Raw genomic sequence first — 26,873 nt, 5'->3', positions numbered from 1 at the left:
ATACGTATACAGCACACGCGACGACTCGCGCCCGCGCCTCACCCCTTCGCGAGGAACGCCCGCTCGGCCTCGTCGAGGCGACGGGCGAGGGCCGCACGCAGTGCGACGTGCCCGGTGAGGTCGGGGTCCCGTTCGAGCACCGCCTGGACGGCATCCCGGGCATCGGCGATGAGGTCGCCGTCGCGCGCCACCCGCAGCAGCTGCAGGGACGAGCGCCCGCCCGATTGAGCGCGACCCAGCACGTCGCCCTCGCGGCGCAGCTCGAGGTCGGTCTGCGCGAGCTCGAACCCGTCGAGGGTGGCGGCGACCGCGTCGACCCGCTCGCGGGCCGGGGTGCCGGGCTCGGCGTCGGTGACGAACAGGGCGAGGCCGGGAACCCCGCCGCGGCCGACCCGCCCGCGCAGCTGGTGCAGCTGCGCGACGCCGAAACGATCGGCATCCAGCACGACCATCGTCGAGGCGTTCGGGACGTCGACGCCCACCTCGATGACCGTGGTCGCGACCAGCACGTCGATGTCGCCGGCGGCGAAGGCGCGCATGGTGGCGTCCTTCTCGTCGGAGCTCATGCGGCCGTGCAGCGGCTCGATGCGGCGACCCTCGAGCTCCGGATGCCGGCGCAGCATCGCGAGCGTGGACGTCACGTTCGCCGGAGGGCGAGGCGCCTCGCCCTCCGGCTCGGGTGCGACCTCGTCACCCTCCTCGACGGCCTTCGCGTCGATCGCCGGCACGACGACGAAACCCTGCCGCCCCTGGCCGAGCTCCTCCGAGAGCCGCTGCCAGATCCGCCCCTCCCAGCCCGGGTGGTCGGCCAACGGCACCACGAACGACTCGATGGGTGCGCGGCCCGCGGGCAGCTCGCGGATCGTGGAGACGTCGAGATCGCCGAACACCGTCATCGCCACGGTGCGCGGGATCGGCGTCGCGGTCAGCACGAGCACGTGCGGCGACTGCCCCTTGAGCCGCAGCGCCTCGCGCTGGTCGACGCCGAACCGGTGCTGCTCGTCGACGACGACGAGGCCGAGATCGGCGAACTGCACCCGGTCGCCGAGCAGCGCGTGCGTGCCGACGACGATCGCGGCGCCCCCGCTCGCGGCGGCGAGCAGCGCGCGGCGGCGGTCCGCCGCGGGCATCGAGCCGGTGAGCAGGATCGGCCGAAGGCGCGCCGCGAGATCCGGGCCGAGGGCGCCCACGAGCGAGCGCAGATGCTGGCCGGCGAGCACCTCCGTCGGAGCGAGGAACGCGGACTGACCTCCCGAATCGGCGACGGCGAGCATCGCGCGCAGCGCGACGAGCGTCTTGCCCGAGCCGACCTCGCCCTGCACGAGCCGGTTCATCGGGGTGCCGGACGCGAGGTCGCGCTCGATCTCGGCACCCACCGCGAGCTGGTCGCCCGTGAGCGCGAACGGCAGGCGTTCCTCGAACTCCGCGGAGCGCGATCCGGGCCGCCGCTCGGCCGTCGACTCGGCGTGCCGCTCCGCGCGATCGCGCAGCAGAGCCGCCTGCAGCACGAACGCCTCCTGGAAGCGCAGCGCCTCCTGGGCGGCATGCCAGTCGGCGTCGGTCGCCGGCCGGTGCACGAGCTCGAGCGCGCGCCGGAACGGGATGAGTCCCCGCGCCTCGGAGGCATCCGGCGGCACCGGGTCGTCCAGCACCGCCGGCAGGGTGTCGAGGGCGACGCCGATCGCCTTGGCGAGCTGCCAGCTCGCGAGCGTCGAGATCGCGGGGTAGATGGGGATGGGGGTCTCCGCCCAGCCCGCGGCGCGGTCGATCGCCGCGCCGGCATCGCCGCCGTCCCCGTCTCCGAAGAGCTCGTAGTCGGGATGCGCGAGCTGGCGCGCGCCGCGGTACGCGCCCACCTTGCCCGCGAAGATGCCGCGCACCCCCGGTCGCAGATCGTTCTTGCGCCACGCCTGGTTGAAGAACGTGAGAGTCAGGATGCCGCGCCCGTCGCTGATCGACACCTCCAGGAGCGACCCGCGCCGGTTGCGCATCGGCCGCTCCGAGACCGACCGCACCTCGGCGACGATCGTGACCGCCTCGTCGATCGTCAGTTCGTCCAGCGCTGTCAGCTCTCCGCGCCGGGCGTAGCGCCGCGGGTAGTGGGCCAGCAGCTCGCCCACCGTCGCGTAGCCGAACGCCTTCTGCACCGCCTGCGCGGTGCGGCCGCCCAGCACGGTGGTGAGCCTCGCGTCCAGCGCGGCGGGCATGCCGGGCGTCGAGCTCAGAGCCATCCGCGCCGTTTGAACACGATGTACAGGATGAGCATGAACAGTGCCATGATCCCGAGCGCCATCGGGTAGCCGAACACCCAGCCGAGTTCGGGCATGTTGCGGAAGTTCATGCCGTAGATGCCGGCGATGAGCGAGGGGGCGAACAGGATGGCGGCCCATCCCGCGATGCGCCGCGACTCGATCGCCTGCTGGTTGCTCGCCTCGCTGAGCGCGCGCGCCTCCTCCGTCTGGCGCTGACCGACGAGCGAGGTGTTCACCGCGAGGATGTCGCGCAGCAGCACGCGGAACTCCTCGATGCGCTCCTTGGCCTGGGTCACGTGGTCGGCGACGTCGCGCAGGTACTGCTCGAGCACCTCGCCCACGTAGCCGTCCGCGAAGCCCGTGGAGAGGGTCTGGATGATCGCGCTGAGCGGTGAGACGGCTCGCTCGAACTCGATCACCTCGCGATTGAGCTCGTAGATGCGACGGGACACCCGGGGGTCGCCGTCGAACACCTGCGTCTCGATCTCGTCGATGTCGTTGGCGAGCCCTGCGACGACCGGGCCGTAGCCGTCCACGACGGCGTCGAGGATGCCGTAGAGCACCGCCTCGGTGCCCTCCTTGAGCGTGTCGGGCGAGGTCTCCATCCGGCGGCGGACCCCCGCGAGGTCGGGGCTCTCGCTGTGCCGCACGGTGATCAGGAAGTTCGTGCCCGCGAAGACGTGCAGCTCGCCGAAGACGACCTCCTCGGCCGCGTCGTCGTAGTGCGCGGCCTTCAGCACCATGAACAGCGTGTCGCCGTAGCGCTCGAGCTTGGGGCGCTGATGACCCTGGGCCGCGTCCTCGATCGCGAGCTCGTGCAGGCCGAACGCGGACTTCAGCTCGGCGAGCTCCGCGGCATCCGGGCGGTACAGGCCGATCCAGGCCAGCGCCGTGGGATGGGCGCCGAGCATGTCGAAGGTCTCGTGCAGCGACGAGGGCGACGCGATGCGCGCGCCGTTCTCGTACACCGCGTTGGTGACGACCCCCGAGCGCCGCGCTCCGGCGCGCTCCGAGGAGGTGTCGGCCATCGTCACGCCCCGATGCTAGTCGGCCCCCGGGCCCCGCCCGCGAATGACCACTTTGTGCAGCTCCTCCGCCGCGCGCGTCGCGAAATCCGGTCATTCGCGGGCAGAGTGTGGGGGTGACGCGGATCATCGCTGGGTATGCGGGGTCGCTGCGGTTGAGCGTGCCGCGATTCGGCACCCGGCCGACGAGCGATCGGGTGCGGGAGGCGATCTTCTCTGCGCTCCAGGCCCGCGACGTGCTCGAGGGGGCGCGCGTGCTCGATCTCTACGCGGGCTCCGGAGCCCTCGGGCTCGAGGCGGCATCGCGCGGGGCGGCGCACGTGACGCTCGTCGATCGGGCGGCCGCCGCCAGCCGCGTGCTGCACGACAACGCCGCCCGCGTGCGCCGGGCGGCACCGCGTGACGCGCAGCCGGAGGTCGTCGTGTCGAGCCGGCCCGTGCTGTCGTTCCTCGGTGCCGGTGGTGGCACCTGGGACGTCGTCTTCCTCGATCCGCCGTACGACCTCGGCGCAGCGGAGCTGCGGCACGACCTCGAGGCGCTCGTCGCGCAGCTGGCGCCGGATGCCGTGGTCGTGGTCGAGCGCTCCGGCCGGGACCGGCCGCCGGAATGGCCGGGCGGCCTCGAGCTCGAACGACGCCGCGACTACGGCGAGACCGCGCTGTTCTGGCTCGTTCCCGGGCCCGGGGATCAGCCGGCGGCGCCGTCCCAGTCGGCGTAGGGGTCCCATCCCCCGCGCCCGTCGAAAGGGCGGCCGTCGACGAGCAGGCCGGCGCCCTCGACGACCCGTCCGATCGGCGCGAAGCCCGGCGGCAGCACCGCATCGGGCGGGAACGTGGCGAGCAGCGCATGGTCCTCGCCGCCCGAGAGGGCGACCCGCGGATCGATCCCGGTGCCGGCGATCGCGGCGATCGCGGCCGGATCGAGGTCGAGGGCGACGCCCGACGCCGCGGCGATGCGACGGGCGTCGATCGCCAGCCCGTCGCTCACGTCGAGCATGGCGGTCGCTCGGGCGCGGGCCGCCGCGGGACCGGCTGCGATCGGAGGCGACGGGGCGAGCTGCGCGTCGACCGGCCCCGGCGCTGCGGCGCGCAGCCGGGCCGCGGCAGCGGCATCCGGGATGCCGTCGGCGTCCACGCCGCGCTCGAACAGCAGGAGCAGACCGGTGGCCGCGAGGCCGAGGCGTCCCGCGAGCGCGACGACGTCGCCGGGGCGCGCGCCGGAGCGCAGCACCGGCTCCCGGCTCTGCAGGTCGCCGAACGCGGTCACCGCGATCGTCAGCGTCCCGGACGCGGAGAGGTCGCCGCCGACCACGCCGCACCCCGGCGCGAGTGCGGCGCACGCATCGCGGAGCCCGTCGGCGAACGCCTCCAGGTCGGACACCGGCGTCTCGGGCGGTGCGACCAGCGCGACGACGAGCGCGGTCGGAACCGCACCCATGGCGGCGACATCGGCGAGGTTCGTCGCGGCGGCCTTCCAGCCGAGGTCGTGCGGCGACGACCACGCACGCCGGAAGTCGGGGCCGTGCACCATCGTGTCGGTCGTGACCACGTAGCGGCCGTCGGGAGCCCGCAGCACCGCCGCGTCGTCGCCCGGCCCGAGGAGGGCGGCATCGGCCTCCGGCAGCCGGGGGAAGATGCGCGCGAGGGTCGCGGCCTCCCCTGCCTCGCCGAGGGTCTGCCCGTGGTCTCCGAGCGCGGGCGGCATCACGCCTGACCGGCGTGGACGAACGCCCGCACCAGGGCGACGATCACCGTCTCGATCGCGGGCGCCGTGAGCACGACCACGACGCACGCGATCGCGAGCACGATCAGCCAGCCGACGACGATGAGCAGCACCTGTTGTCCGGTCCGCGGGGGCGTCTCGTCGCGGGCCGACCCGTCCAGCAGCGCGGCGAGGCCGTCCTCGGCGAGGTCGGATTCCGCGAGTGCCGCCTCAGGGTGCTCCATGGCGCCCACGCTAGCCTGATCGGCGATGAAGGCACGGGCTCTCGCGGCGGCGATCGGAATCGCGGCAGCCGCGCTGCTCGCGGGGTGCGCACCGACCGTGACGCTGCATCCGGCGCCACCGCACGCGAACGATCGGCACTGCGCCGATGTCATGGTGCACCTGCCCGACACGCTCGACAGTCAGAACGGCGTGCTCGTGCATCGCGAGACGGACGCGCAGTCGACGGCGGCGTGGGGCGACCCGACGTCGGTGATCCTGAGCTGCGGCGTTCGTGTACCGGGTCCGTCGGCGCTGCCCTGCGTGCAGGACACGGGCGGGGTGTACTGGCTGCGGCAGAAGAACGCGAAGACCAAGATCTGGACCTTCACGACGTTCGGCCGCGACCCCGCGGCGCAGCTCACGATCTCGACGAGGCTCTCGCCCGGCGTCGTGCTCGATCAGCTCGGCAACCAGATCGCCGCCGCGCTGCCGAAGACCGGCCACGTGTGCTCCTCGACCGAGGACACCGTGACCGGCGGCGGCACCTCGAGCGACACCCCGACGCCCTCGCCGACCCCGACGGGGTGACCGGCCTCAGCGGAGCGCGCCGATGCCGAGCGCGATGAGCTCGTCGATGAGCTCGGGATAGCTGAGCCCCGACGCGAGCCAGCAGCTCGGGAACATCGAGATCGGCGTGAAGCCCGGCATCGTGTTGATCTCGTTCACGACGAACCCGGTGCCCGTGAAGAAGAAGTCCACCCGGGCGAGCCCGGCACCCCCGATCGCCTCGAACGCGCGCGCCGCGATCTGTTGCATCCGCTCCAGCTCCTGCTCGCGCAGGTCGGCGGGGCAGATGAGCCGGATGCCGTCGGCGCCCCGGTACTTGGCGTCGAAGTCGTAGAAATCCCGCCCGGTGATCGCGATCTCGCCGGCGACGCTCACCCGCGGCGGCGATCCGTCGCGCCCCTCCAGCACCCCGCACTCGAGCTCGCGCCCGACGACGGCCTGCTCGACGAGCACGCGGCTGTCCTCGGCGAAGGCGACCTCGAGCGCGGCGTCGAGCTGCGGCCAGTCGGTCACGCGGGTCACCCCGACGCTCGACCCGGCGCGCGCCGGCTTGACGAACACCGGAAGCCCCAGCCCCTCCATGCGACGGCGCCACAGCTCCGGATGCCGCGCCAGCTCCGCGCGCGTCACCGTGGCCCAGGGCGCGACCTCGATCCCCGCGCCCTCGAGCACCGTCTTGGTGAAGTGCTTGTCCATGCCCAGCGCTGACGCGAGCACGCCGTTGCCGACGTACGGCATCCCGACCAGCTCGAACGCGCCCTGGATGGTGCCGTCCTCGCCGAACGGCCCGTGCAGGATCGGGAAGGCGACGTCGATCTCACCGAGTGAGCGGACCGCACCGCCCTCCTGGACGGTCAGCTCCCGCGAGGCCGCCGACTCGGGCAGTCGCACCCGCGTGCCGTTGTCGGCGAGCCGCGGCAGCTCGTCGAGCGAGAACGCCGCGACCTCGTCGGCGGCGCGCAGCGTCATGGCCCCGTCGGGCGTGATCCCGACCGGCACGACCTCGTACCGCTCGGGATCCATCGCTCCGAGCACCCCGCCGGCCGTCGCGCAGCTGATGGCGTGCTCGCTGGAGCGACCCCCGAAGAAGAGCGCGACGCGGGTCCGGGGCGGGGTCGGCACGGGGCTCCCTACTCGCCCTGCGGCGTGTCGTCGGTGGTGAGGTGCGGAGCGATGTCGCGCGGATTCAGCGTACCGGCGAGCACCTGCGCGACCTGGCTGACGATCGGCATCCCGATGCCCCGCGCCTCGGCCAGCTCGAGCACCGGTGCGACCGACGAGAGCCCCTCCGCGGTCTGGTTCATCTGCTGGATGACCTCGCGGAAGGCGTAGCCCTGGCCGAGCAGCCGGCCCGCGGTGTTGTTGCGCGACAGCGGCGACTCGCACGTCGCGATGAGGTCGCCGAGGCCGGCGAGACCCGTCATCGTCTCCGGCAGGGCGCCGTGGGCGACCGCGAAGTCCGTCATCTCGACGAGACCCCGCGTGATGATCGAGGCCTTGGTGTTCTCGCCGTAGCCGACGCCGTCGACGATGCCGATCGCGACCGCGATCAGATTCTTGAGCACGCCGCCGAACTCGGTGCCGGTGACGTCGGTGTTGACGAAGCTGCGGAAGTACGGGTTAGTGGCGGCGCGCGCGATCTCCTCGGCCGTCTCGAGGCTGCGCGACGCGACGACGGCGGCGGTCGGCTGCTCCTTGGCGATCTCGAGGGCGAGGTTCGGACCCGAGACGACGGCGATGCGGTCCGGATCGCCGCCCAGCTCCTGCAGGATCACCTCGCTCATCCGGTGCCGGGTCTGCATCTCGAGCCCCTTCATGAGCGAGACGACGATCGCCCCGTCGGGGATCAGCTCGCGCACCGCACGCAGGTTCTCGCGCAGGGTCTGGCTCGGCACGCTCAGGTAGACCTGCTCGGCCCCGAACATGACCTCCTCGAGGCGCGGGCTCGCGACGATGCCGCGGGGCAGGTTGATCCCGGGCAGGTAGTCGGAGTTGCGGCGCGACTCCCGGATCTCCCGCGCGAGCTCGGGACGACGTGCCCAGAGCGCGACGCTCGAGCCCCCGTCGGCGAGCACCTTCGCGAACGTCGTGCCCCACGATCCGGCGCCCAGAACGGCGACGCGGCGCATCCCGGGCGGCGGCAGCTGCAGCGGCTGCGTCATCGTCACCTGGACATTCTGCCCCGCGCGAGTCGAGGAGCAGGCTCAGCTCGGGCTGATCGTGCCCGTCGTGTTCTCGCGGCCGAACTCCGACTGCCCGTGCGCGGCCGGATCCCAGCGCTCGGCCGGTGCGGTCTCGCCGCGCTGCTGCTCGGCCAGCTCCGTGATCGCGGCCATGATCGCATCCGTGGTCGCATTGATCGCCGAGCCGACGAGCGGGCCGCCGAGCCACGCGCTCAGGTCGACGGGGTCGCCGAACACCACGTCGACGGTCGTGCGCGGGAAGAATCTGAGCTTGTGCTGCCAGCGCGGCGCGATCTTCTGATCCCCCCAGTGCGAGCACGGGATGACGGGGGCGCCGGTCTGCAGCGCCAGCCGGGCGGCGCCGGTCTTGCCGCGCATCGGCCAGAGCTCGGGGTCGCGGGTGAGGGTGCCCTCCGGGTACAGCACGATGCCGCCGTCCTCGGCGAGCAGCGCGCGCGCCGCGGCGAGCGGGTCGGCGCCGCCGCGCTTGCCGCGCAGCACGGGCACCATGTGGGTCGCCCGCATGAACCAGCCCACCACCGGCACCCGGAAGATGCTCTCCTTCGCGAGGAAGTGCGGGAAGCGCCGCCCCCTCCAGACCGCGACGCCGACGACGATCGGGTCGACATCGGAGAAGTGGTTCGGAACGACGATGAACGGCCCGGTCGATGGGATCTTCTCCGCGCCGGTGACCCGCGTGCCGATCAGCAGCCGGGCGAGCGGGACGGCGACCAGCTGAGCCACCCTCCATCCGATGTTCCAGCGGTCAGAGGTCGACGCCACTCACGCCTCCAGGGTGAAGTCCGCGCCGAGCGCCTCGAGCTTCTCGACGAAGTGCTCGTAGCCGCGACTGATGATGCCGATGTTGCTCACGCGCGAACGCCCCTGCGCTGCGAGGGCGGCGATGAGGTAGCTGAAGCCGCCGCGGAGGTCCGGCACCCGCACCTCGGCGCCGTGCAGCGGGGTCGGGCCCGTGACGACGGCGGCCTGCTCGAGCTTGCGCCGCGGCACGCGCCGGGTGACCGACTCGAGGCCGTCGCGGTGCACGACGATGTCCGCGCCCATGTCGTTCAGCGCATCCGTGAAGCCGAAGCGGTTCTCGTACACCGTCTCGTGCACGACCGAGACGCCCTCGGCCTGGGTGAGCGCGACGATGAGCGGCTGCTGCCAGTCCGTCATGAACCCGGGGTGCACGTCGGTCTCGACCTGCACGGGCTTGAGCGCTCCGCCCGGATGCCAGAACCGGATGCCGTCCTCGCGCACGTCGAACGCGCCGCCGACCTTGCGGAAGACGTTGAGGAACGTCATCAGGTCCTGCTGCTTCGCGCCGCCGACGAAGATGTCGCCGCGGGTCACGAGCGCCGCCGCCGCCCAGCTGGCGGCCTCGTTGCGATCCGAGATCGCCCGGTGCGTGTAGCCCGAGAGCTGGTCGACGCCCTCGATGAAGATCGTGCGGTTCGCCTCGGTCCAGATGATGGCGCCCATCTTCTGCAGCACCGCGATGAGGTCCATGATCTCGGGCTCGATGGCGGCGTTCTTCAGCTCCGTGACGCCCTTGGCCTTGACGGCGGTGAGCAGCACCTGCTCGGTGGCGCCGACGCTCGGGAACGGCAGCTCGATGTTCGCACCGCGCAGCCCGTCCGGTGCGGTGATCCGGATGCCCTCGTACGACTTGTCGACGATCGCGCCGAACGCGCGCAGGGCATCCATGTGGAAGTCGATGGGCCGATCGCCGATGCGGCAGCCGCCGAGGTCCGGGATGAGGGCCTCGCCCAGGCGGTGCAGGAGCGGCCCGCAGAACAGGATCGGGATGCGGCTGCTGCCGGCGAGCGCATCGATCGTCTCGAAGTGACTGCGCGCCACGTTGACCGGGTCGAGCAGCAGCTCGCCGGGCGCCGGGCTCGTGACGGCCACCCCGTAGGCGTCGAGCATGCGCGAGACCACGTCGACGTCGCTGATCTCGGGCACGTCCTGCAGCAGGCTCGGCGTGTCACCGAGCAGGGAGGCGACCATCGCCTTGGTGGCGAGGTTCTTGGCGCCGCGTACCTCGATGCGCCCGCGCAACGGCTTGCCGCCCTCGATGACGATCGAGTCCGCTTTGAGTCCCACGCGCTCTCCCGCCTTCTGGGCGTCCTTGGCGAGCCCCGCCGTGACCGTATCCACCTCGCGAGTGTAGCCCGCGACCCCTGAGGATCGCGGGGTCGCCCAGCCGCCTCAGCGCACGGGCAGCGTCGTCGGGCGCCAGGCCTCGCGACGCGCCTCGAACGCCGTGATGGCGTCCTCGTCGCGCAGCGTGAGGCCGATGTCGTCGAGGCCCTCGAGCAGGCGCCAGCGGGTGTAGTCGTCGATCTCGAACGGGATGACGAGGTCGCCGACCGCGATCGTGCGGGCCTCCAGGTCGACCGTGGCATCCCGCCCCGGCTCGGCCTCGAGCGCCTGCCAGATGCGCTCGATCTCGGCCTCCGACACCACGCCGGTGAGCAAGCCCTGCTTGCCGGAGTTGCCGCGGAAGATGTCGCCGAACCGCGGCGCGATGACCGCGCGGAAGCCGTAGTCGCGCAGCGCCCACACGGCGTGCTCACGGCTCGAGCCGATGCCGAAGTCCTGGCCCGCGATGAGGATCTTCGCACCCTGGTACGCCGCCCGGTTGAGGATGAACTCCGGGTCCTGACGCCAGTTGACGAACAACGCGTCGTCGTAGCCGGTCTTGGTGACCCGCTTGAGGTAGACGGCCGGGATGATCTGATCGGTGTCGACGTTGCTGTAGCGGAACGGCACCGCGACGCCCGTGATCTGCGTGACCTTCTCCATTACGCCAGCACCTCCGCCTGGATGTCGGACGGCGCCGACAACGTGCCCCGGATCGCCGTGGCCGCCGCGACGACCGGCGACACCAGGTGGGTGCGCCCGCCCTTGCCCTGCCGGCCCTCGAAGTTGCGGTTGCTCGTGGAGGCGCAGCGCTCCCCCGGCGCGAGCTGGTCGGGGTTCATGCCGAGGCACATCGAGCAGCCGGCGAAGCGCCACTCGCCGCCGAACTCCTCGACGATCTTGTCGATGCCCTCGGCCTCGGCCTCGAGCCGCACCCGCGCGGAGCCGGGCACGACCATGACGCGCACGTGCTCCGCCTTCTTGCGGCCCTTGATGAGCTCGGCGAACGCGCGCAGATCGTCCAGCCGGCTGTTGGTGCAGGAGCCCATGAAGACCGCGTCGACGCGGATGTCCTTCATCGCCGTGCCGGCCTCGAGGTCCATATACTCCAGCGCGCGCTCGGCGGCGGCGCGGTTGTTGGGGTCGGCGTACTCGTCGGGCGAGGGCACCGTGCCGTTCAGCGGCACGCCCTGGCCGGGGTTGGTGCCCCACGTCACGAACGGCTCGAGCTCGTTCGCGTCCAGGAACACCTCGGCGTCGAACACGGCGTCGTCGTCGGTGCGCAGCGTCTCCCAGTAGGCGACTGCCGCATCCCAGTCCTCGCCCCGCGGCGCGTTCGGGCGCCCCTTCAGGTAGTCGTAGGTGGTCTGGTCGGGTGCGACCATGCCCGCCCGGGCGCCCGCCTCGATTGACATGTTGCAGATCGTCATCCGGCCGTCCATCGACAGGTTCCGGATGGCGCTGCCGCGGTACTCGAGCACGTAGCCCTGCCCGCCGCCGGTGCCGATCTTCGCGATGACCGCGAGGATGATGTCCTTCGCCGTCACGCCGGGCCGCAGTTCGCCCTCGACCGTGATCGCCATGGTCTTGAACGGCGTGAGCGGCAGCGTCTGGGTGGCGAGCACGTGCTCGACCTCGCTCGTGCCGATGCCGAACGCCATCGCCCCGAACGCGCCGTGCGTCGACGTGTGCGAATCGCCGCAGACCACGGTGATGCCCGGCATGGTGAGCCCGAGCTGCGGGCCGACGACGTGCACGATGCCCTGCTCGATGTCGCCGAGCGGATGCAGCCGGATGCCGAACTCCTCGCAGTTGCGCCGCAGGGTCTCGATCTGCGTGCGGCTCGTGACGTCGGCGATGGGCCGGTCGATCGCGAGCGTCGGCGTGTTGTGGTCCTCGGTCGCGATCGTGAGGTCGGGGCGCCGCACCGGCCGGCCCTCCGCGCGCAGGCCGTCGAAGGCCTGCGGGCTCGTCACCTCGTGGACGAGGTGGAGGTCGATGTAGACGAGGTCCGGCTCGCCGTTGTCGCCCTTGCTGACCAGGTGGTCCGACCAGACCTTCTCCGCCAGGGTCCTGCCGCTCATGGCTCTACTCCGTTGTTCCGTGCTACTCCGGGTGATCCGGCCCACGGTCGACTCCGCGACGAGGGAGGCCGGGTGCTAGGCCTCGTCGCGGCGACGAAGGAGGAGCTGATGACGCATCACCAGCAGGGTACCACCGCGGCGGAAGGCGACTCCGCTGCGCCCGTGCCGCTGCGCCCCGTACCGCTGCGCCTCGTGCCGCTCAATCCGCTCCCGCTCTCCGCCCCGACCCGACCCGGTCGAAAGTGCAGGAACCGGTCGCGCGCCGCGACCTCTGCGTGACCGACGCGCCGGTTCCGTCCTGAACTTTTGACAGCCGCGGGGGATGCCGGCGACCTGGGGCGGGGGATGCCGGCGACCTGGGGCGGGGGATGCCGGCGACCTGGGGCTGGATGCCGGCGACCCGGGGCTGCGAGTGGCGGGGCAGCTAGGGGCGGATGCGGGCGGGCGGGGGGCTCAGCGGCGGGCGAGCGCGATGGGATAGTCCCCGAGGGCGACGACGCTGCCGGCGACCGCGAGCAGCCCGTCGGCGGGCACGACCGTCGCCTCGCCGTCGGGCGGGGTCACCGCGACGCCGTTCGTCGAGCGGAGGTCGAGCACGCGCACGCGGTCGCCCTCCGGCACGATCGCGGCGTGCGTCTTCGACACCGATCGGCCCGGGTCGTCGACCCTGACCGGGACGGCGGCGGGCCGGGCGGACGGCGCCGAGGGGTTGCGGCCGAGCACGACGCCGTCGTTCCCGAGCTCGTGCTCCGTGCCGTCGGCCAGACGCACGAACCACGCGCCGGGCGTCGCCGCCGCCGACGGAGCGGGCACCGACACGACGGGCGCCGACGCCGCGGTCGGTGCGGTCACCGGTGCCACGGGCGGCTGCACGGGGATGCCGGCCCCGCCCAGGCGGACGGTCTCCGATGCGGTCGTCACGGGGACGGCATCCGGAGCGGGCTCGCGCGGCGGCGGCAGCAGCCCGGGCGGCGGGGTGATGAGGAACGGCTCGTCGGTCATCGGCGCTCCCCCTCTCCGACCGTCCCACCCTATCCGGCATGGGGACCGCTGCCCATGTCGTCCGGGAGCGGGAGGGGATGGGATGGAGGGCGGCCTCGCCGACGGCTCATGCGAGGATCGTTCCGGTCTGCGAGGGAGGGGCGCGCGTGCGACTCAAGCTGACACTGCGACGCGGCGGCGGTCACGATGCGGACATCGTCGTCACCACGGACGCCGGAGCGAGCATCGCCGAGGTCGCTGCCGCGATCGAGCGGGTCGATCCGGCGCACGCCGGCACGCCCGCGACCGCACCCGCGGGCGTGCGTACGCTGCGCGCCGAGCTGCCCGGCACCGGGACCCCTGTGGTGCTGCCCCCGGACGCCCCGGTCGGCGAGGCCTGGATCGGCTCCGGCGCCAGCATCGAGATCGTGGACGGCGCCGTGCGCCCGACCGCGGCGCCGAACCGTCCGCCGGTCGCGCGGGTGCGGATCCTGAGCGGCGGGCAGGCGGGCCGCAGCATCGACCTGGCCCCGGGCACCGTCGTCATCGGCCGCGACCCGGACTGCGACATCGTGCTCGCGGACGACCCGTTGGTGTCGAAGCGGCACGCACGCCTCGAGCTCGGATCGTCGGTCGAGGTCATCGATCTCGGCTCGGCCAACGGCGTGCTCGTCGACGGCGGTCTCTCCGGTCGCCTCGTCGTCGAGGACGCGGTCACCGCGGTGATCGGCGACACCGAGCTCGAGATCAGCCGCCTCGGCGGCGGCGAGGTCGCCTCGACCGCCGGCCCCGTGTTCTTCAACCGCTCCCCCGTCGTCGAGCCGCGGTACGCCGGGCAGGCGTACACCGGGCCCGCCGTGCCGGAGGAGGTCGTCAACCCGCCGTTCCCGTACGTCGCGATGGTCGCCCCGCTCGGCATGGGCGCCGTGATGTTCGTGGTGAGCCAGAACCCCACCTCGCTCATCTACGTCGCGCTGTCGCCGATCCTCATGATCGGCAACTACGTGAGCCAGCTCTTCACCCGGCGCGGCAAGCAGAAGCGCGACAAGGCGCGCTTCGACGAGCACCTGACGAAGCTCACGGCCGACATGGAGACCGAGCGCGTCCGCGAGCGCGACCAGCGCCTGCGCGAGGCCCCCGCGACCGCCGAGGTGCTCGATGCGGCGACCCGCCGGGGCCCGCTGCTCTGGACCCGGCGGCCGGAGCACTGGTCGTTCCTCAACGTGCGGCTGGGGATCGGGAGGATGTCCTCCCGCAACTCGATCCAGGAGGACCGCAAGCCGACGGCGCTGCCGGATTACCAGGAGCGCTTCGACGAGGTGCTCGCGGCCAATCGCGAGGTCGCCGACGTGCCCATCGTGGACAACCTGCACGATGCGGGTGCGCTCGGCATCGCCGGCGACGGGGCCGCGGCGGCCGAGGCCGCCAACGCGATCCTCGTGCAGCTGACCGGGCTGCACTCGCCGTCCGAGGTCGTGGTGGCCGCCGCCATCACCCCCGCCTGGTCGGCGCAGCTGGACTGGCTCAAGTGGCTGCCGCACACGGCATCCCCGCAGAGTCCGCTCGACGGCGTGCAGCTCGCCGACAGCCCGGCGAGCGCCGCCCAGCTCGTCTCGAGCGTCGAGGGTCTCATCGCGTCGCGCCTCGCGAAGCTCGAGGCCCGGCGCCGCGGGGCGGCCGAGCAGGACGAGCTCGCGCTCGAGCGCGGGGCGAAGGTCGGGCACGAGACGGGGCAGGGCACCGAGTCGCCGATCCCCGCCGTCATCCTGGTCATCTCCGACGACGTGCCGGTCGACCGCGGCCGGCTCGTGCAGCTCGCCGAGCAGGCGGCCGACGCGGGCGTGTTCCCGATCTGGATGGCGCGCGACGTCGAGGCGCTGCCCGCCGTGTGCCGCACGTTCGTCGCCCTCGACGGCGACACCGCGCGCGTCGGGCTGGTGCGGCTCGGGGAGACCATCGAAGGCGTGAACGCAGAGCGCGTCACCGGGACGGCGGCGCTCGACTACGCGCGCCGGCTCGCGCCGGTCATCGATGCGGGAGCGGTGGTCGCCGACTCGAGCGACCTGCCGCGCACCGTCTCCCTCGTGACGCTCCTCGGCCACGAGCTCGTCGAGTCCAGCGACGCCGTCATCGACCGCTGGCGGCAGAACGAGTCGATCCACGACCGCACTCCCGGCCTCGTGCCCCGTAAGCGCCGCCCCGGCAAGCTGCGCGCGATCATCGGCTCCGCGGGCGTCGACGCCATGCACCTCGACCTGCGCACACAGGGTCCGCACGCCCTCGTCGGCGGCACGACCGGCGCCGGCAAGTCGGAGTTCCTGCAGGCCTGGGTGCTCGGCATGGCCGCCGAGTACAGCCCCGACCGGGTGACCTTCCTCTTCGTCGACTACAAGGGCGGCTCGGCGTTCGCCGACTGCGTGACGCTGCCGCACTGCGTGGGGCTCGTGACCGACCTGAGCCCGCACCTCGTGCGGCGCGCGCTCACCAGCCTGCGCGCCGAGCTGCACCACCGCGAGCACCTGCTCAACCGCAAGAAGGCCAAGGACCTGCTCGAACTCGAGCGCCGCGGCGACCCCGACAGCCCGCCCGCGCTCGTGCTCGTCATCGACGAGTTCGCGGCGCTCGCGGGTGAGGTGCCGGAGTTCGTCGACGGTGTCGTCGACATCGCCCAGCGCGGTCGCTCGCTCGGCATCCACCTGATCATGGCGACGCAGCGGCCGGCGGGCGTCATCAAGGACAACCTGCGCGCGAACACCAACATGCGGGTGGCGCTGCGCATGGCCGACGAGTCCGACAGCGAGGATGTCGTCGGCACGAAGGACGCGGGCGGCTTCGACCCCGGCCTGCCCGGGCGCGGCCTGGCCAAGACGGGCCCCGGCCGCCTCACGATGTTCCAGTCCGCCTACGCCGGCGGCTGGACGAGCCGCGAACCGGAGCAGGCCAACGTCGAGATCACGGAGCTGCGCTTCGGCGGCGAGGTGCGCTGGGAGGAGCCGCGCCGCGAGGCCCCGGAGGAGGAGCGCGACCTCGGCCCGACCGACCAGCAGCGGCTCGTCGCGCGGATGATCCAGGCGGCGGGCGCCGCGGCCATCCCGGCGCCCCGGCGTCCGTGGCTCGACGAGCTCGCCTCGGTGTACGACCTGGCGCGGCTGCATCAGCGCACCGACGCCGAGCTCCTGCTCGGGGTCACCGACCTGCCGGACCTGCAGGTGCAGCAGCCCGTCTACTTCACGCCGGACGTCGACGGCCACCTCGCGATCTACGGCACGGGCGGCTCGGGCAAGTCGACGGTGCTGCGCACCCTCGCCGCCGCGGGGGCGATCACGCCGCGCGGCGGGCCGGTGCAGGTCTATGCGCTCGACTTCGGCTCGGGCAGCCTCCGGATGCTCGAGAACCTCCCGCACGTAGGCGCCGTGATCCCCGGCGAGGACGCGGAGCGCGTCGTGCGGCTGTTCCGGATGCTGAAGAACGAGCTCGAGGAGCGCGGGCCGTTGTTCGCGGGCAGCAACGCCGCGAACATCACCGAGTACCGCACGCTCTCCGGCGAGGCCGGGCGCCCGCGCATCCTGCTGCTCATCGACGGGTTCCCCAACTTCCGCGAGGACTTCGAGATCCCCGCCGGGAGATCGCAGTGGTACGACGTCTTCCGCGACATCCTGGGCGACGGGCGTCAGCTCGGCATCCACGTGGCGCTCACGGCCGACCGGCCGGGCGCGGTGCCGACCTCGATCTCGTCGAGCATCCAGCGCCGCGTGGTGCTGCGGCTGGCCGACGACAGCTACGGGATGCTGGACGTGCCGAACGACATCCTCTCCCCCGCATCGGCGCCCGGGCGGGCCATCGTCGATCGCGAGGAGACCCAGATCGCGGTGCTCGGCGGCAGCCCGATCGTCGCCGATCAGTCCGCCGCGATGAAGGAGCTCGGCGAGGCCATGCGCCGAGCCGGCGTCACGCCCGCACCCGGCATCGGCTCGCTCCCCGCCGAGTACACGGCGGCGCAACTGCCGGCGACGCTCGGCGGCAGCCCGGTGCTCGGCATCAGCGACCTCGATCTCGGCCCGTACCCGTTCGAGCCGAGCGGCACGGTGCTCGTCGCGGGGCCGCCGGCCTCCGGGCGCACGACGTCGCTCATCTCGATCGCGCAGGCGCTCGAGCGCTTCGATCCGGAGACCCGGCTGTACTACATCGGGTCCAGGCGCTCTCCGGTCGCGGCGGCGCTCGAGTGGGTCGAGACGGCGACGAGGCCCGAGGAGGCGGCCGAGCTCGCCCGCGCGCTCGCGCAGGCCATGACCGACGACGACACCGAGGGGCGGATCGCGGTCGTGATCGAGTCGCTCGGCGAGTTCCTGCAGTCGTCGGCGGACGGGCCCATCGTCGAGCTGGCCAAGGCGGCGAAGAAGTCGGAGCACCTCGTGGTCGCCGAGGCCGAGACCTCCGCGTGGGGATCGTCCTGGCCGCTCATGGGCGAGTTCAAGAACGGGCGCCGCGGCCTGCTGCTGCAGCCCGACTCGATCGACGGCGACATCCTGCTGAAGACGGCCCTGCCCCGGCTGCAGAAGAACGAGTTCCCGCCGGGGCGGGGCGTCTACATCGCGCGGGGCAGGTTCGCGCGGGTGCAGCTGCCGCTGCCCTCCTGACCTGCCCGGAAGCCGGTGACGGGGCCGATGGGGAGTCCTCCCCATTCCGAGCCCTTCTCATCCGGGTTAGCGTCGAAGGCATCAAGACGCGGTCGATTCCCGGCCCGACTCCACTACCGAAAGGGATACCCCTCATGGCCAACATGAACGTCACCTACGGGGAGATGACCGACGCGGCGAACCGCCTCATCTCCGGCAAGGACGACATCACCGCGAAGCTTCACGAGCTGCAGACGCTGGTGAACAACCTCGTCAACGGCGGCTTCGTGACCGACTCCGCCTCGGGCGCGTTCCACTCGTCGTACGAGCAGTTCACCAAGGGCACCACCGACGCCGTCAACGGCCTGGACGGCATGAGCCAGTTCCTGACCAAGGCGGCCGACGCCCTCCAGAACGTCGACCAGCAGCTCGCCAAGGGCATCGGCGGCTGAGCCGCGCGCGGGGGCGCCGGCATCCGTCGCCCCCGCACCCGTCCGCCACGTCACTGCACCACCCAGAAAGGAAACGTCGCATGGCCGGCCCCGACCTCTCCGTCGACCTCCCGCTGCTGAAGCAGCTCAAGAAGGACCTCGACGCGATCGTCAAGGAGTTCACCGACGCCGACGACTTCAGCGACGACGTCGCCGACGCCACCGGCCACGACGCCCTCCACGACAGCGTGCGCGACTTCGCGCACAAGTGGAACGACAAGCGCAAGAAGATGACCGCCAACGTCGACGCGTTGCAGAAGCAGATCAGCGCGATCACCGACGGCTTCACCACCGTCGACAGCAAACTCGCCAAGGCCCTCGAGGACGCCCACACCGAGCAGCAGAAGCAGAAGATCGGAGGCGCGAAATGAGCGACACCGAGTACAAGCCGCTGAAGGGCGACCCGGACCTGCTGCGCACCAAGGCGCTCCACTACAAGCACATCGGCGAGGCCATCGCGCGCTCCGTGATCACGCTGCGCAAGATCCACGACGAAGACACGATGAAGAGCAAGGCCGTCGACGCCGTCCGCAGTTCCGCGCACGACGTCGCCGACGACATCGACAAGGCCCACGACCGCTATCAGCAGACCGCGGATGCCCTGCTCGAGTACGCGTCGTCGCTGCGCACCGCTCAGGAGGACGCGAACCGCGCCATCCCCGACATCGAGCAGAAGCAGCAGGACGCCGACCACGCGCACACCGCCGCGCGGACCGCCCAGCAGGACGCCGACGACGCGAGCGACGCCGACAAGTCCGACAAGACCACGGCCGCCTCCCAGGCGTCGGATGCGGCCGGGGATGCCGACGGCGCCCTGCGCGCCGCCCAGCAGAAGTGGCACGACGCCGAGAACCTCAAGAACACCGCGGCGGACAAGGCCATCGGGCTCATCAAGGAGGTCGTCTCCGGCAAGAAAGAGCACGGCCTGAAGGACTCCTGGTGGGACAACTGGGGCAGCAAGATCCTGAACGTCGTCAAGTTCATCTGCGACGTGGCCGGATTCCTGTCGATCTTCCTCGGCTGGATCCCGATCTTCGGCCAGATCCTGCTCGTGCTCGCCGCAATCGGCGCGCTCATCACGCTGGTCGAGTCGATCGTCGCCGCGGTGCAGGGCAACGGCTCCTGGTGGGCCGTGCTGGGCGCCGCCGCCATGTGCGTGCTGACGATCTTCGGCGGCAAGCTGTTCGCGATGGCCGCCAAGGAGCTCAAGGGCTCGATGATCCTGTCCACCGGCCTGAAGGGCTCGAAGGAGCTGCGCGAGCTGCAGGGCGTCACCAAGGGCAGCAAGGAGTTCATGAGCTTCAAGGCGGCGCGCAAGGCGGTGCGCAAGCCGCTCACCGACGCCTTCCGACAGCCCTTCCGCCGCTCGGGTAACGACTTCGCCATCATGAGCAAGTTCCAGAAGGGCGAGTACACGTTCACCCAGGCCATGGGCAAGGCGGCCAAGAACGCGTTCCCCAAGCCCTCCTTCGACTGGAAGGGTGCGGCGGGGCTCAACAAGGATCTGCTCTCGGCCGCGCACATGGCGAAGGACTCGCGCGTCGTCGTCACGACCGGCATGAAGGCCAAGGCCGTCGCCCTCACCGGCTTCCAGATGTACACGACCGAGAACAAGATCATGGGCCTCGGCAAGGACCTCGGCGCGCACGATCCGATCACCCTGATCAAGGACGGCGCCGGCTTCGCCGGCGGCAGCTACAGCAAGGTGCCCGAGCTCGCGGGCAACGTCAAGGACTTCGTCGGGAAGATGTGATCATGCCCGCCGCAGCCCTTCGCGACATCGCCGACTTCCGCCTCGGGCTCCCCGAGGAGTGGTATCCGATGCCGCTCGACGACAGCGGCCGCAGCTGGCCGGGCGAGCTCGCCGCCTCCCTGACCGACGATCCGGATGCGGCGACCCGCCTGACCGGCGAGCTCGAGTCGGCCCGCGCGGCCTTCGTGGGCATGGACGACCCGCTCATCCGCGCCGCCGTCTGGGTCGGCGAGCCCGAGAGCGGGCACGCGGACGCGGCGATGGTGTTCGCGATGGCCGAGCTCGACGAGATCGGGATGCCGGACCAGTACGAGCGCTTCCTCGCCTCGTACGCGAACCGCACCACGGACGGCGAGTTCTACTACAACGTGAGCACCTGGCGGTCCGCGGTGCCGGCCGGCGAGGTCGTCGCCTCGCACAACCTGGTGGCGCATCCGGAGGCGGACGACGCGGAAGGCTCGCTGCTCGAGGAGCGCGTCGTCATCGCGGTCTATCCGCCCGGGGCGGCGCAGGCCGTGCAGTTCATCTTCTCGGCGCAGGGGCTGGGCTCCTTCGAGAACATGCCGGAGCAGACCCAGTCGATCGTGCTGAATCTCCACGTGCGGCTGGAGGGCGAGGCATGAGCGAGAAGGAATCCGCCGCCGACGTGCGATCGGTTCCCGCGCCGGGCGGCGGCTACACGCTGATCCTGCCCGGTGCCTGGTTCGCGTTCGCACTCGGCGACGAGGAGGACGTGAAGCGTCGCGTGACGGCCCTCGTGCGCAAGCAGATGGGCCGCGCCGACCGGCTGGCCCGTCAGCGCCGTGAGGTGACGGAACAGGTGCACGAGACCGCGCGCCGCGCGCGGGAGGCCGGCTGCGCGTCGATGTACCTGGCGCTGGAGATCCTGCCCGACGTGCCCTTCCCGGCCGCCATTCTCGGCGGCGACGTCGCGTGGCCGCCCACCGCGACGGATCGCGCCCTCGGCATCGAGGAGGCGCTGCGAACCGGATTCCCGGACGCCGAGGTCGTCGCCCATCGGATGGGGCCCGCGGCGCGCACCATCGAGTTCGGCACGCAGGAGATCGGCTCGCAGTCGACGCCGACGATGCGCGCGCAGTTCCGCATCCCATACCCGGACGCGTCGCGCCTGCTGGAGTTCACCATCTCGACCCCGATGATGGCCGACCCGGAGCTGTGGGCCGCGCTCTTCGATCAGATCGTCGACTCGCTCACCTGGGCCGAGCCGATCGCCGTTCTCGATGACGCGCCGGCCGTCTGACGCCGAGCTGGCCGAGCGGCGCGCCCGCGTGGCCGCGTCGAACCGGCGGTCCGGGGCGACCCTCTCGATCACGGGGGCCGTGGCGGCGCTGCTCGCGCTCATCGCGCTCGTGGGCGGGACGCTCCTCGGTGCGGACTTCGCCCGCATCGCGACCGGCATCCTGCTGCTGGTCGCCGCCGGATGCCTCGTGCTCGGGGAGCAGTTGCGCCGCGGCCGCTGGGGCGCGAATCCGGCTCCTCCCGCGACGGCGCTCCCCACCGCATCGATCGTCACCCGCTTCCGGCTGCTGCCGATGGGCTGGCACCTGCTCTGGCTGGTGCTGGGAGCGCTCGTCTCGATCGCGCTGCTCGTGCTGCCCGCCATCGCCTTCTCCGACGTCGATCTCGCGGCCGTCTGGATCGTCTACGGCGCCGTCGGGGTCGGTGCGGTGGCCGGGGGCGCGGTCTCGCTGCTGAAGAAGGCGGTCTGGCGCTCGGGCGCCTCGCGTCATCCGCACGGCGGCGACCCGGCGCGCGGGCGCGTCTTCTGGCGCTGGATCGGCTACCGCTGGCGTCTCGACATCTGGGCGGCGGGGATCGGCGGGTTCCTGTTCGGCCTGATCCCCACCACCCTGCCGGACGTGGACGACAGCGCGACCGGCGCCGGAACGGCCCTGCTGGTCATGCTGATCGCCGGAGCGGTGCTCGTCGCCGTCGGCATCGTCGCGAGCACCCAGTTCTGGCGGTCGGGCGAGTCGCTCGGATCCGGCGAGAGCCTCGTCTGACGTCTCTCCCGGGACGCAATCGGCGGTTCCCTCAGTCGCGCGGTCGGCGGGCGGCCCGGCTGACACCGGTCTGAACCCGCTCGGCGACGCGGGTGCCGATCCGCCGTCCCGTCGCGGCCGCCTGACGGCCGACGTCGGCAGCCTGCTCGGTGACCCCGGGCGGCAGCGCCTGCGTCGCGGTCGCGACGACGCGCGTGCCCCAGCGCCGGGCCGCCGCGACCCGGTAGCGGCTCACCAGGCGGCGACGGCGACCGGCCGCGGTGCCCGCGGCATCCAGCACCTCGTCGACCTCGCTCCACAGTGCCGCCACCTGCTCGTCGCTCACGGCGGCGCCCGCGAACACCGCGTCGTCGGTGCGCTCGGCGAGCGCCGTGACGGTCGGCGTCGTCGCCGGTGCCAGCTCGTCCGCCGCCATGAGCCGCGTCGCGCGCAGAGCGGGCTGCGGGTAGCCGAGCTCGCTCAGGCGGTCGACGAGCTCGTCCCACGCTCCGCCGGCCGCCCGGTCGCCGCCGGGAGCCCGCCGACGCCGGCCCCGGCGCTGCTTGAGCAACCCGATCACGAGCATCGGCAGGAAGACGATCGCCGCCGGGGTCACGAGGCCGAGGGCGAGCCCGATCACCCAGCCGGGCAGCGCGAACAGCCCCTCGTCCCTCTTGTGCGAGTCGGTGATCTGCACGGGCGTCACGAGGTCGTCGTGGTCGTTCTGGGTGCGCGGCGGCTGACGCACCTGCGGCTGCGGCACCGACTGCGGCTTCGGCTGCTGCTGCTGCGGGACGTCGGTGTCGGTCGGGGTCGGGAAGAACGGGATCCATCCGACTCCCTGGAAGTCGACCTCGACCCAGGCCGTCACGTCGTCGCCGGTGACGGTGACCGGGCCGCCCGACGACGGCACCTTGGGGGCGAAGCCCATCACGACGCGCGCGGGATCGTTCATGCTGCGGGCCATGAGCGCCATGAGGGACGCGTACTGCTCCTGGTCGCCGACCATGTGGGCCGAGGAGATCATCTCCTCCATGCGGTCGGCGCCCTCGCCCGCCCGCGACGGCGACTGGTCGGAGGCCGTGCCATGGCTCAGGAATCCGTGGGACTTCAGGTACTTCTCGATCGCGCGCAGCTTGTCGATCGGCGAATGCGCGTCCTTGGTGATGTCGCTCGCCTTGGCGCCCACGGGGTCCGGGATGTCGGAGACCGGCGGCAGCTGGATCGACGCCACCGGCGTGTGCTGCAGCGACGCGTCCGAGGGCAGGCGCTGGTCCCGCGCGGTCAGGCGGTACCGCTGACCCTTCCGGAGGCTCGAGGTGAGCACCGTCGTGCCGGTCGCGGCGTTGTAGCGCACGTCCTCGAGGCTCGCCGCCGGCGACCCCGAGAACGTCAGCGCGCCCGTGTAGCCGGTCGACGGCACCCAGACGTCCGAGTAGCCGAGCACCGAGACATCCAGCGCCGTCGCGCCCTTCGTGATGCCGGGAGTGGGTCGGGGGAAGTCGCGGCCGATGAGCCGGAACTCGCCCGACCCATCGGTGGACTGCTCGGCGCCCGCGACGCCCCAGACGACGCCGTCGTAGGTGTCCATCGTGGCGATCCGCAGCTTCTGGCCCGAGTGCAGGCCGGAGACCCGGAACAGGTCGGTGTCGTGCAGGTCCTTCGTGTAGTGACGGAACCCCGCGAGCGGCGCCGGATAGTCGAGTGGCTCGAACGGCGGCTGCACCTGCTCGCGCAGCACGAACCGGTGCGCGGACGCGGGCGCGAGCACCGCCCCCCCGCCCGCGCCGATCGCGATCGCGCCGGCCACCAGGATCGCGGTGCCGGCCAGCTTGCGCCGCAGCAGCATCCGGTTCCCGCCGACGGCCACGCCGCCGCCGAACGGGCGCCGCCATCCCAGCCAGATGAGCGAGATGGCGGCGAAGGCGACACCGCGCACCGCCGCGAAATACGGCTCGTCGGTGCCGAGCAGCACGCCCGCCGCGTAGACGATCGTCGGCCCGACGAGCACCGGCGCGAGCCGGGCCACGGTGCGCCGGCCGGTGATGAGCCACCGGGCGGCGAGTGTCGCGGCGACGAGCATGACGAGCCACGCGGCCACGTAGGCGACGACGTCGATGTAGAACGGCAGGCTCACCGGCGGGCGGAGCGTCACGACGTCCGCCCAGCCGAACACGGCGCCGAGGGCCAGACCCGAGAGGGTCTGCAGCGTCGGCAGCACGACGCCGAGCGCGATCGTCGGCATGCTGAACGCGCTGCCGAACAGGAAGTAGCCGACGATCGCCACGGCGACCGTCGTGAGCGCCCCGAGCCGGTAGCGTGCGGCGAGCACCGCGACGGCGCCGCCGACGAGGAGCCCGCCCGCGCCGGCCAGCAGGTAGCCGAGATCGCGGAACGCCGGCCCGAAGCCGAGCAGGCCGATGACCGTGAGCACGGCGATCACCGCCAGATCGGTCCAGGTGCGGGCGGTGATCGCTCGCGGCGCGGCGCGCTCGGCCCGGCCGGTGGCGCGGGTCGCAGCAGGCGCGACGGCGCTGCGGGGCGTGCTCGCCCGGGTCTCGCCCGACTCCGCGCCCGCCGCGCTCACGAGAGCCTCCGCACGAGCCGTCCGAGGTCGTCGAGGGCGCCCACGGTGCCGATGCGCAGGCCGCGGATCACGTCGAGGCGGGTGGCGCCGCCGGGGTCGGCCCGGAACCCCAGCGTCTGCACCTCGCTCCCGAACAGGCGCTGCACCCCCCGGATCCCTCCCACGGGCGTGCGCGATCCCCCGATCACGATGACGACGCTCGGGTCGGGCAGCTGCGCGGTGACGTCGCGGGCCATCTCCCGCACCGTGCGGAACGCGCTCGAGACCCGCTCCAGCCGGCAGCTGTCGTCGAGCATCGTCGTGACCGTGCGAGTGCGCAGCTCGCGCGCCTCGCTCACGACACTCACCCGGTTGCCGTCGCGCAGCACCTGCCCCGCGAGCGATGCCATGATCGAGACGCCGAGCTCGAACTCGTCGTCGGAGGCCCAATGCGTCTTCGCGTCGTCGAACACGATCGTCAGCCGCGAGCGGCGGGTCTCCTCGAACTGGCGCACCATGAGCTGCCCGGTGCGCGCGGTCGTGCGCCAGTGCACGTTGCGCAGCGGATCGCCCGGCTGGTAGGGCCGCAGCGCGTGGAACGAGATGTCGCTGTTGACGACCGTCTTGGTCGTCTCGCCCTCGAGGTCGCGGATGAGGCCGGCCGCCGACGGAGCCAGCGGCGTCGTGACCGGATGCACGAACAGCTCGACGGGGTCGGTCCAGCGCAGCGCCCGCCGCAGCAGTCCCAGCTGGTCGCCGCGCACCGAGACGGCGGGGCCCGCGACGATCACGGCGCGGCGGTTGGTGGGGATCGCGAACAGCTCCTCGTGCTCGGCTCCGGGCTGCAGCGGTCCGATCACGAACTCGGCCAGCCCGGCGCCGACCGGCAGCTCCATCCGCGAGGGCGCCGAGCGCTTCTGACCTGCGTTCGCGACGACCATCCGGCCGAGCGCGCGATCGCCCGCGGTGACGCGACGCGGCGTGAGCTCGATCAGCACGTCATAGCTGCCGCGGCCGAACACGAAGGCGGCCGCGAGGATGAGCCCGGCCGCCAGCGTGATCGCGAGGTAGACGAACTCCTGCCAGCCCAGGACGAACCCGACGACGGCGCTGCCTGCCGCGGCCGCGAGCACGAGCCAGCCCAGGCCGCTGACGATCGCCAGCCGCGGCGCGAGCACCGTGCGGGCCCGACGTCCGGCGTAGGCGGAGATCCGGCCGGCCGTGCGCAGCCGGTCTCCGGCCGCCCGGGCCCGCGCCGTCCACGGCGACGCACGCCCGAGCGGCGCGGGATCGGCGGCGGCGGTCATGCGGCGCGGTAGGCCGGGGGCTCGATCTCGGCGACGATGCGCGTGATGACGTCGATGCCGGTCGTGCCGGCGAACTCCGCCTCGGGGTCGACGATGACGCGGTGCGCGAGCACCGGCACCGCGAGCTCGCGCACGTCGTCGGGCGTCGCGTAGGCGCGGCCCTTCGACAGGGCCCAGGTCTTGATCGCGCGCGCGAGCGCCATGGCGCCGCGCATGCTGACGCCGAGCGTGACGTCCTCTCGCGTGCGGGTGGCCCCGACGATGCGGTTCACGTACTCCATGACGCTCGACTCGACGTGCACCTCGGCGACGAGCTGGCTCATGCTCGAGATCGAGGCGGCCGCGATGATCGGCTGCACCCGGTTGGCGCGGGCCCGGTCGCCGGGATCGAGCAGCAGCGAGAGCGCGGTGGCGTCATCCGGGTAGCCGAGCGAGGTCTTGATGAGGAACCGGTCGAGCTGCGCCTCCGGCAGCGTGTACGTGCCCGCCTGCTCGATCGGGTTCTGCGTCGCGATCACCATGAACGGCGAGCCCACGGGATAGCCCACGCCGTCCACCGTGACGACGCCCTCCTCCATGACCTCCAGGAGCGCGGACTGCGTCTTCGGCGATGCGCGGTTGATCTCGTCGGCGAGCACGATCGACGCGAAGATCGGGCCCTTGTGGAACTCGAACACGCCCTTGGACTGGTCGTAGATCGTGACGCCGGTGACATCCGAGGGCAGCAGGTCGGGCGTGAACTGGATGCGCGAGTGCGTGCCGTCGATCGTGTTCGCGAGCGACTTGGCGAGCACCGTCTTGCCGGTGCCCGGGAAGTCCTCCAGCAGCACGTGCCCGTCGCTCAGCAGCGCGGTGAGCACGAGCCGGATGACGTGCTGCTTGCCGAGGATCGCCTTGTCGATGTTGTCGACGAGCTTGCCGAACGCGTCGGCGAACCAGGTCGCCTGCTCCTGGGTGACGGGCATGTGTG

General features: G+C 72.3%; 23 protein-coding genes. 9 read left to right on the top strand and 14 right to left on the bottom strand.

Annotated features, from left to right (window positions below; all coding sequences use genetic code 11):
* Positions 1-38: 38 nt before the first annotated feature.
* The gene (locus tag ABD285_RS08195; protein WP_425564980.1) at positions 39-2,231 is read right to left on the bottom strand and encodes an ATP-dependent DNA helicase RecG; all 2,193 of its coding nucleotides are present in this window, start codon (positions 2,229-2,231) and stop codon (positions 39-41) included.
* Positions 2,222-3,280 carry a magnesium and cobalt transport protein CorA gene (locus ABD285_RS08190; protein ID WP_284255595.1) on the bottom strand — a complete coding sequence of 353 codons (1,059 nt, stop codon included), beginning with the start codon at positions 3,278-3,280 and terminating at the stop codon, positions 2,222-2,224. Before ABD285_RS08190 ends, ABD285_RS08195 begins: the two co-directional genes overlap by 10 nt.
* Positions 3,281-3,393: 113 nt before the next feature.
* Here ABD285_RS08190 and rsmD point away from each other — a divergent pair, with 113 nt between their 5' ends.
* Positions 3,394-3,996: a 16S rRNA (guanine(966)-N(2))-methyltransferase RsmD gene (gene rsmD / locus ABD285_RS08185; protein WP_344201842.1), complete on the top strand. Its 603-nt coding sequence runs from the start codon at positions 3,394-3,396 to the stop codon at positions 3,994-3,996.
* On the opposite strand, the gene ABD285_RS08180 is transcribed toward rsmD, so the two are convergent.
* Both ABD285_RS08180 and ABD285_RS08175 read right to left on the bottom strand, forming a co-directional pair.
* Positions 3,966-4,982, bottom strand: coding sequence for a thiamine-phosphate kinase (locus ABD285_RS08180; RefSeq protein ID WP_284255596.1), 1,017 nt, complete (start codon positions 4,980-4,982; stop codon positions 3,966-3,968). The two genes, rsmD and ABD285_RS08180, sit on opposite strands and share 31 nt — an antisense overlap.
* Positions 4,982-5,224, bottom strand: coding sequence for a hypothetical protein (locus ABD285_RS08175; RefSeq protein ID WP_284253042.1), 243 nt, complete (start codon positions 5,222-5,224; stop codon positions 4,982-4,984). The genes ABD285_RS08180 and ABD285_RS08175 overlap by 1 nt, the downstream gene beginning before the upstream one ends.
* 25 nt (positions 5,225-5,249) lie before the next feature.
* On the opposite strand from ABD285_RS08175, the gene ABD285_RS08170 reads away from it, so the two are divergent.
* Positions 5,250-5,792, top strand: a complete 543-nt coding sequence (locus ABD285_RS08170) for a DUF3515 family protein (protein ID WP_284253043.1) — start codon at positions 5,250-5,252, stop codon at positions 5,790-5,792.
* 6 nt (positions 5,793-5,798) lie between these two features.
* Here ABD285_RS08170 and ABD285_RS08165 read toward each other — a convergent pair whose 3' ends face one another.
* From ABD285_RS08165 to ABD285_RS08135, 7 genes are all read right to left on the bottom strand, one after another.
* Positions 5,799-6,893, bottom strand: coding sequence for a D-alanine--D-alanine ligase family protein (locus ABD285_RS08165; RefSeq protein WP_344201837.1), 1,095 nt, complete (start codon positions 6,891-6,893; stop codon positions 5,799-5,801).
* An 8-nt stretch (positions 6,894-6,901) separates the two neighbouring features.
* Positions 6,902-7,933 carry an NAD(P)H-dependent glycerol-3-phosphate dehydrogenase gene (locus tag ABD285_RS08160; protein WP_284255597.1) on the bottom strand — a complete coding sequence of 344 codons (1,032 nt, stop codon included), beginning with the start codon at positions 7,931-7,933 and terminating at the stop codon, positions 6,902-6,904.
* A 42-nt stretch (positions 7,934-7,975) separates the two neighbouring features.
* Complete coding sequence (locus ABD285_RS08155; protein WP_344201834.1) at positions 7,976-8,698, bottom strand: lysophospholipid acyltransferase family protein; 723 nt, start codon at positions 8,696-8,698, stop codon at positions 7,976-7,978.
* A gap of 39 nt (positions 8,699-8,737) precedes the next feature.
* Positions 8,738-10,063, bottom strand: coding sequence for a UDP-N-acetylglucosamine 1-carboxyvinyltransferase (gene murA / locus ABD285_RS08150; RefSeq protein WP_344202467.1), 1,326 nt, complete (start codon positions 10,061-10,063; stop codon positions 8,738-8,740).
* A 105-nt stretch (positions 10,064-10,168) separates the two neighbouring features.
* A complete protein-coding gene (leuD, locus tag ABD285_RS08145) occupies positions 10,169-10,765 on the bottom strand; it encodes a 3-isopropylmalate dehydratase small subunit (RefSeq protein WP_284253044.1) in 597 nt (198 codons plus the stop codon).
* A complete protein-coding gene (gene leuC, locus ABD285_RS08140; RefSeq protein ID WP_284253045.1) occupies positions 10,765-12,186 on the bottom strand; it encodes a 3-isopropylmalate dehydratase large subunit in 1,422 nt (473 codons plus the stop codon). Before leuC ends, leuD begins: the two co-directional genes overlap by 1 nt.
* 453 nt (positions 12,187-12,639) lie before the next feature.
* Positions 12,640-13,188, bottom strand: a complete 549-nt coding sequence (locus tag ABD285_RS08135) for an FHA domain-containing protein (protein WP_284253046.1) — start codon at positions 13,186-13,188, stop codon at positions 12,640-12,642.
* A gap of 146 nt (positions 13,189-13,334) precedes the next feature.
* On the opposite strand from ABD285_RS08135, the gene ABD285_RS08130 reads away from it, so the two are divergent.
* The 7 genes from ABD285_RS08130 (at position 13,335) to ABD285_RS08100 (ending at position 22,051) form a co-directional block, all read left to right on the top strand.
* Positions 13,335-17,804, top strand: a complete 4,470-nt coding sequence (locus ABD285_RS08130) for a type VII secretion EssC family protein (RefSeq protein WP_344201827.1) — start codon at positions 13,335-13,337, stop codon at positions 17,802-17,804.
* A 134-nt stretch (positions 17,805-17,938) separates the two neighbouring features.
* A complete protein-coding gene (locus tag ABD285_RS08125) occupies positions 17,939-18,235 on the top strand; it encodes a WXG100 family type VII secretion target (protein ID WP_284253049.1) in 297 nt (98 codons plus the stop codon).
* Between the two features lie 80 nt (positions 18,236-18,315).
* Positions 18,316-18,645 (top strand): hypothetical protein, encoded by a 330-nt coding sequence (locus tag ABD285_RS08120; protein WP_284253050.1) that lies wholly within the window; start codon positions 18,316-18,318, stop codon positions 18,643-18,645.
* Complete coding sequence (locus tag ABD285_RS08115) at positions 18,642-20,027, top strand: putative T7SS-secreted protein (protein ID WP_284253051.1); 1,386 nt, start codon at positions 18,642-18,644, stop codon at positions 20,025-20,027. The genes ABD285_RS08120 and ABD285_RS08115 overlap by 4 nt, the downstream gene beginning before the upstream one ends.
* Before the next feature lie 2 nt (positions 20,028-20,029).
* Positions 20,030-20,650, top strand: coding sequence for a hypothetical protein (locus ABD285_RS08110; protein ID WP_284253052.1), 621 nt, complete (start codon positions 20,030-20,032; stop codon positions 20,648-20,650).
* Positions 20,647-21,288, top strand: a complete 642-nt coding sequence (locus ABD285_RS08105) for a hypothetical protein (protein ID WP_284253053.1) — start codon at positions 20,647-20,649, stop codon at positions 21,286-21,288. The genes ABD285_RS08110 and ABD285_RS08105 overlap by 4 nt, the downstream gene beginning before the upstream one ends.
* Positions 21,269-22,051, top strand: coding sequence for a hypothetical protein (locus ABD285_RS08100; protein ID WP_284253054.1), 783 nt, complete (start codon positions 21,269-21,271; stop codon positions 22,049-22,051). Before ABD285_RS08105 ends, ABD285_RS08100 begins: the two co-directional genes overlap by 20 nt.
* A gap of 31 nt (positions 22,052-22,082) precedes the next feature.
* Here ABD285_RS08100 and ABD285_RS08095 read toward each other — a convergent pair whose 3' ends face one another.
* Genes ABD285_RS08095 through ABD285_RS08085 form a run of 3 tightly spaced genes read right to left on the bottom strand, consistent with a single transcriptional unit; the run spans position 22,083 to position 26,868 of the window.
* Positions 22,083-24,617, bottom strand: a complete 2,535-nt coding sequence (locus ABD285_RS08095) for a transglutaminase-like domain-containing protein (protein WP_344201817.1) — start codon at positions 24,615-24,617, stop codon at positions 22,083-22,085.
* The gene (locus ABD285_RS08090) at positions 24,614-25,903 is read right to left on the bottom strand and encodes a DUF58 domain-containing protein (RefSeq protein ID WP_344201814.1); all 1,290 of its coding nucleotides are present in this window, start codon (positions 25,901-25,903) and stop codon (positions 24,614-24,616) included. The genes ABD285_RS08095 and ABD285_RS08090 overlap by 4 nt, the downstream gene beginning before the upstream one ends.
* Positions 25,900-26,868, bottom strand: coding sequence for an AAA family ATPase (locus ABD285_RS08085; protein WP_284253058.1), 969 nt, complete (start codon positions 26,866-26,868; stop codon positions 25,900-25,902). The genes ABD285_RS08090 and ABD285_RS08085 overlap by 4 nt, the downstream gene beginning before the upstream one ends.
* Positions 26,869-26,873 lie beyond the last annotated feature (5 nt).

This window comes from Pseudolysinimonas kribbensis, assembly GCF_039531715.1.
Taxonomy (GTDB): Bacteria; Actinomycetota; Actinomycetes; order Actinomycetales; family Microbacteriaceae; genus Pseudolysinimonas; species Pseudolysinimonas kribbensis.
The sequence above is the reverse complement of the archived record's forward strand: the minus strand, read 5'-3'. Positions and strand labels throughout refer to the sequence as shown.

Coding starts and splice junctions, on each gene's coding strand:
- ABD285_RS08105 (WP_284253053.1), top strand. CDS start 20,647: ATGAGCGAGAAGGAATCCGCCGCCGACGTGCGATCGGTTCCCGCGCCG.
- ABD285_RS08125 (WP_284253049.1), top strand. CDS start 17,939: ATGGCCAACATGAACGTCACCTACGGGGAGATGACCGACGCGGCGAAC.
- ABD285_RS08120 (WP_284253050.1), top strand. CDS start 18,316: ATGGCCGGCCCCGACCTCTCCGTCGACCTCCCGCTGCTGAAGCAGCTC.
- leuD (WP_284253044.1), bottom strand. CDS start 10,765: ATGGAGAAGGTCACGCAGATCACGGGCGTCGCGGTGCCGTTCCGCTAC.
- ABD285_RS08085 (WP_284253058.1), bottom strand. CDS start 26,868: ATGCCCGTCACCCAGGAGCAGGCGACCTGGTTCGCCGACGCGTTCGGC.
- ABD285_RS08180 (WP_284255596.1), bottom strand. CDS start 4,982: ATGCCGCCCGCGCTCGGAGACCACGGGCAGACCCTCGGCGAGGCAGGG.
- ABD285_RS08195 (WP_425564980.1), bottom strand. CDS start 2,231: ATGGCTCTGAGCTCGACGCCCGGCATGCCCGCCGCGCTGGACGCGAGG.
- ABD285_RS08090 (WP_344201814.1), bottom strand. CDS start 25,903: ATGACCGCCGCCGCCGATCCCGCGCCGCTCGGGCGTGCGTCGCCGTGG.
- ABD285_RS08160 (WP_284255597.1), bottom strand. CDS start 7,933: ATGACGCAGCCGCTGCAGCTGCCGCCGCCCGGGATGCGCCGCGTCGCC.
- ABD285_RS08135 (WP_284253046.1), bottom strand. CDS start 13,188: ATGACCGACGAGCCGTTCCTCATCACCCCGCCGCCCGGGCTGCTGCCG.
- ABD285_RS08110 (WP_284253052.1), top strand. CDS start 20,030: ATGCCCGCCGCAGCCCTTCGCGACATCGCCGACTTCCGCCTCGGGCTC.
- leuC (WP_284253045.1), bottom strand. CDS start 12,186: ATGAGCGGCAGGACCCTGGCGGAGAAGGTCTGGTCGGACCACCTGGTC.
- ABD285_RS08190 (WP_284255595.1), bottom strand. CDS start 3,280: ATGGCCGACACCTCCTCGGAGCGCGCCGGAGCGCGGCGCTCGGGGGTC.
- ABD285_RS08100 (WP_284253054.1), top strand. CDS start 21,269: ATGACGCGCCGGCCGTCTGACGCCGAGCTGGCCGAGCGGCGCGCCCGC.
- ABD285_RS08175 (WP_284253042.1), bottom strand. CDS start 5,224: ATGGAGCACCCTGAGGCGGCACTCGCGGAATCCGACCTCGCCGAGGAC.
- ABD285_RS08170 (WP_284253043.1), top strand. CDS start 5,250: ATGAAGGCACGGGCTCTCGCGGCGGCGATCGGAATCGCGGCAGCCGCG.
- ABD285_RS08115 (WP_284253051.1), top strand. CDS start 18,642: ATGAGCGACACCGAGTACAAGCCGCTGAAGGGCGACCCGGACCTGCTG.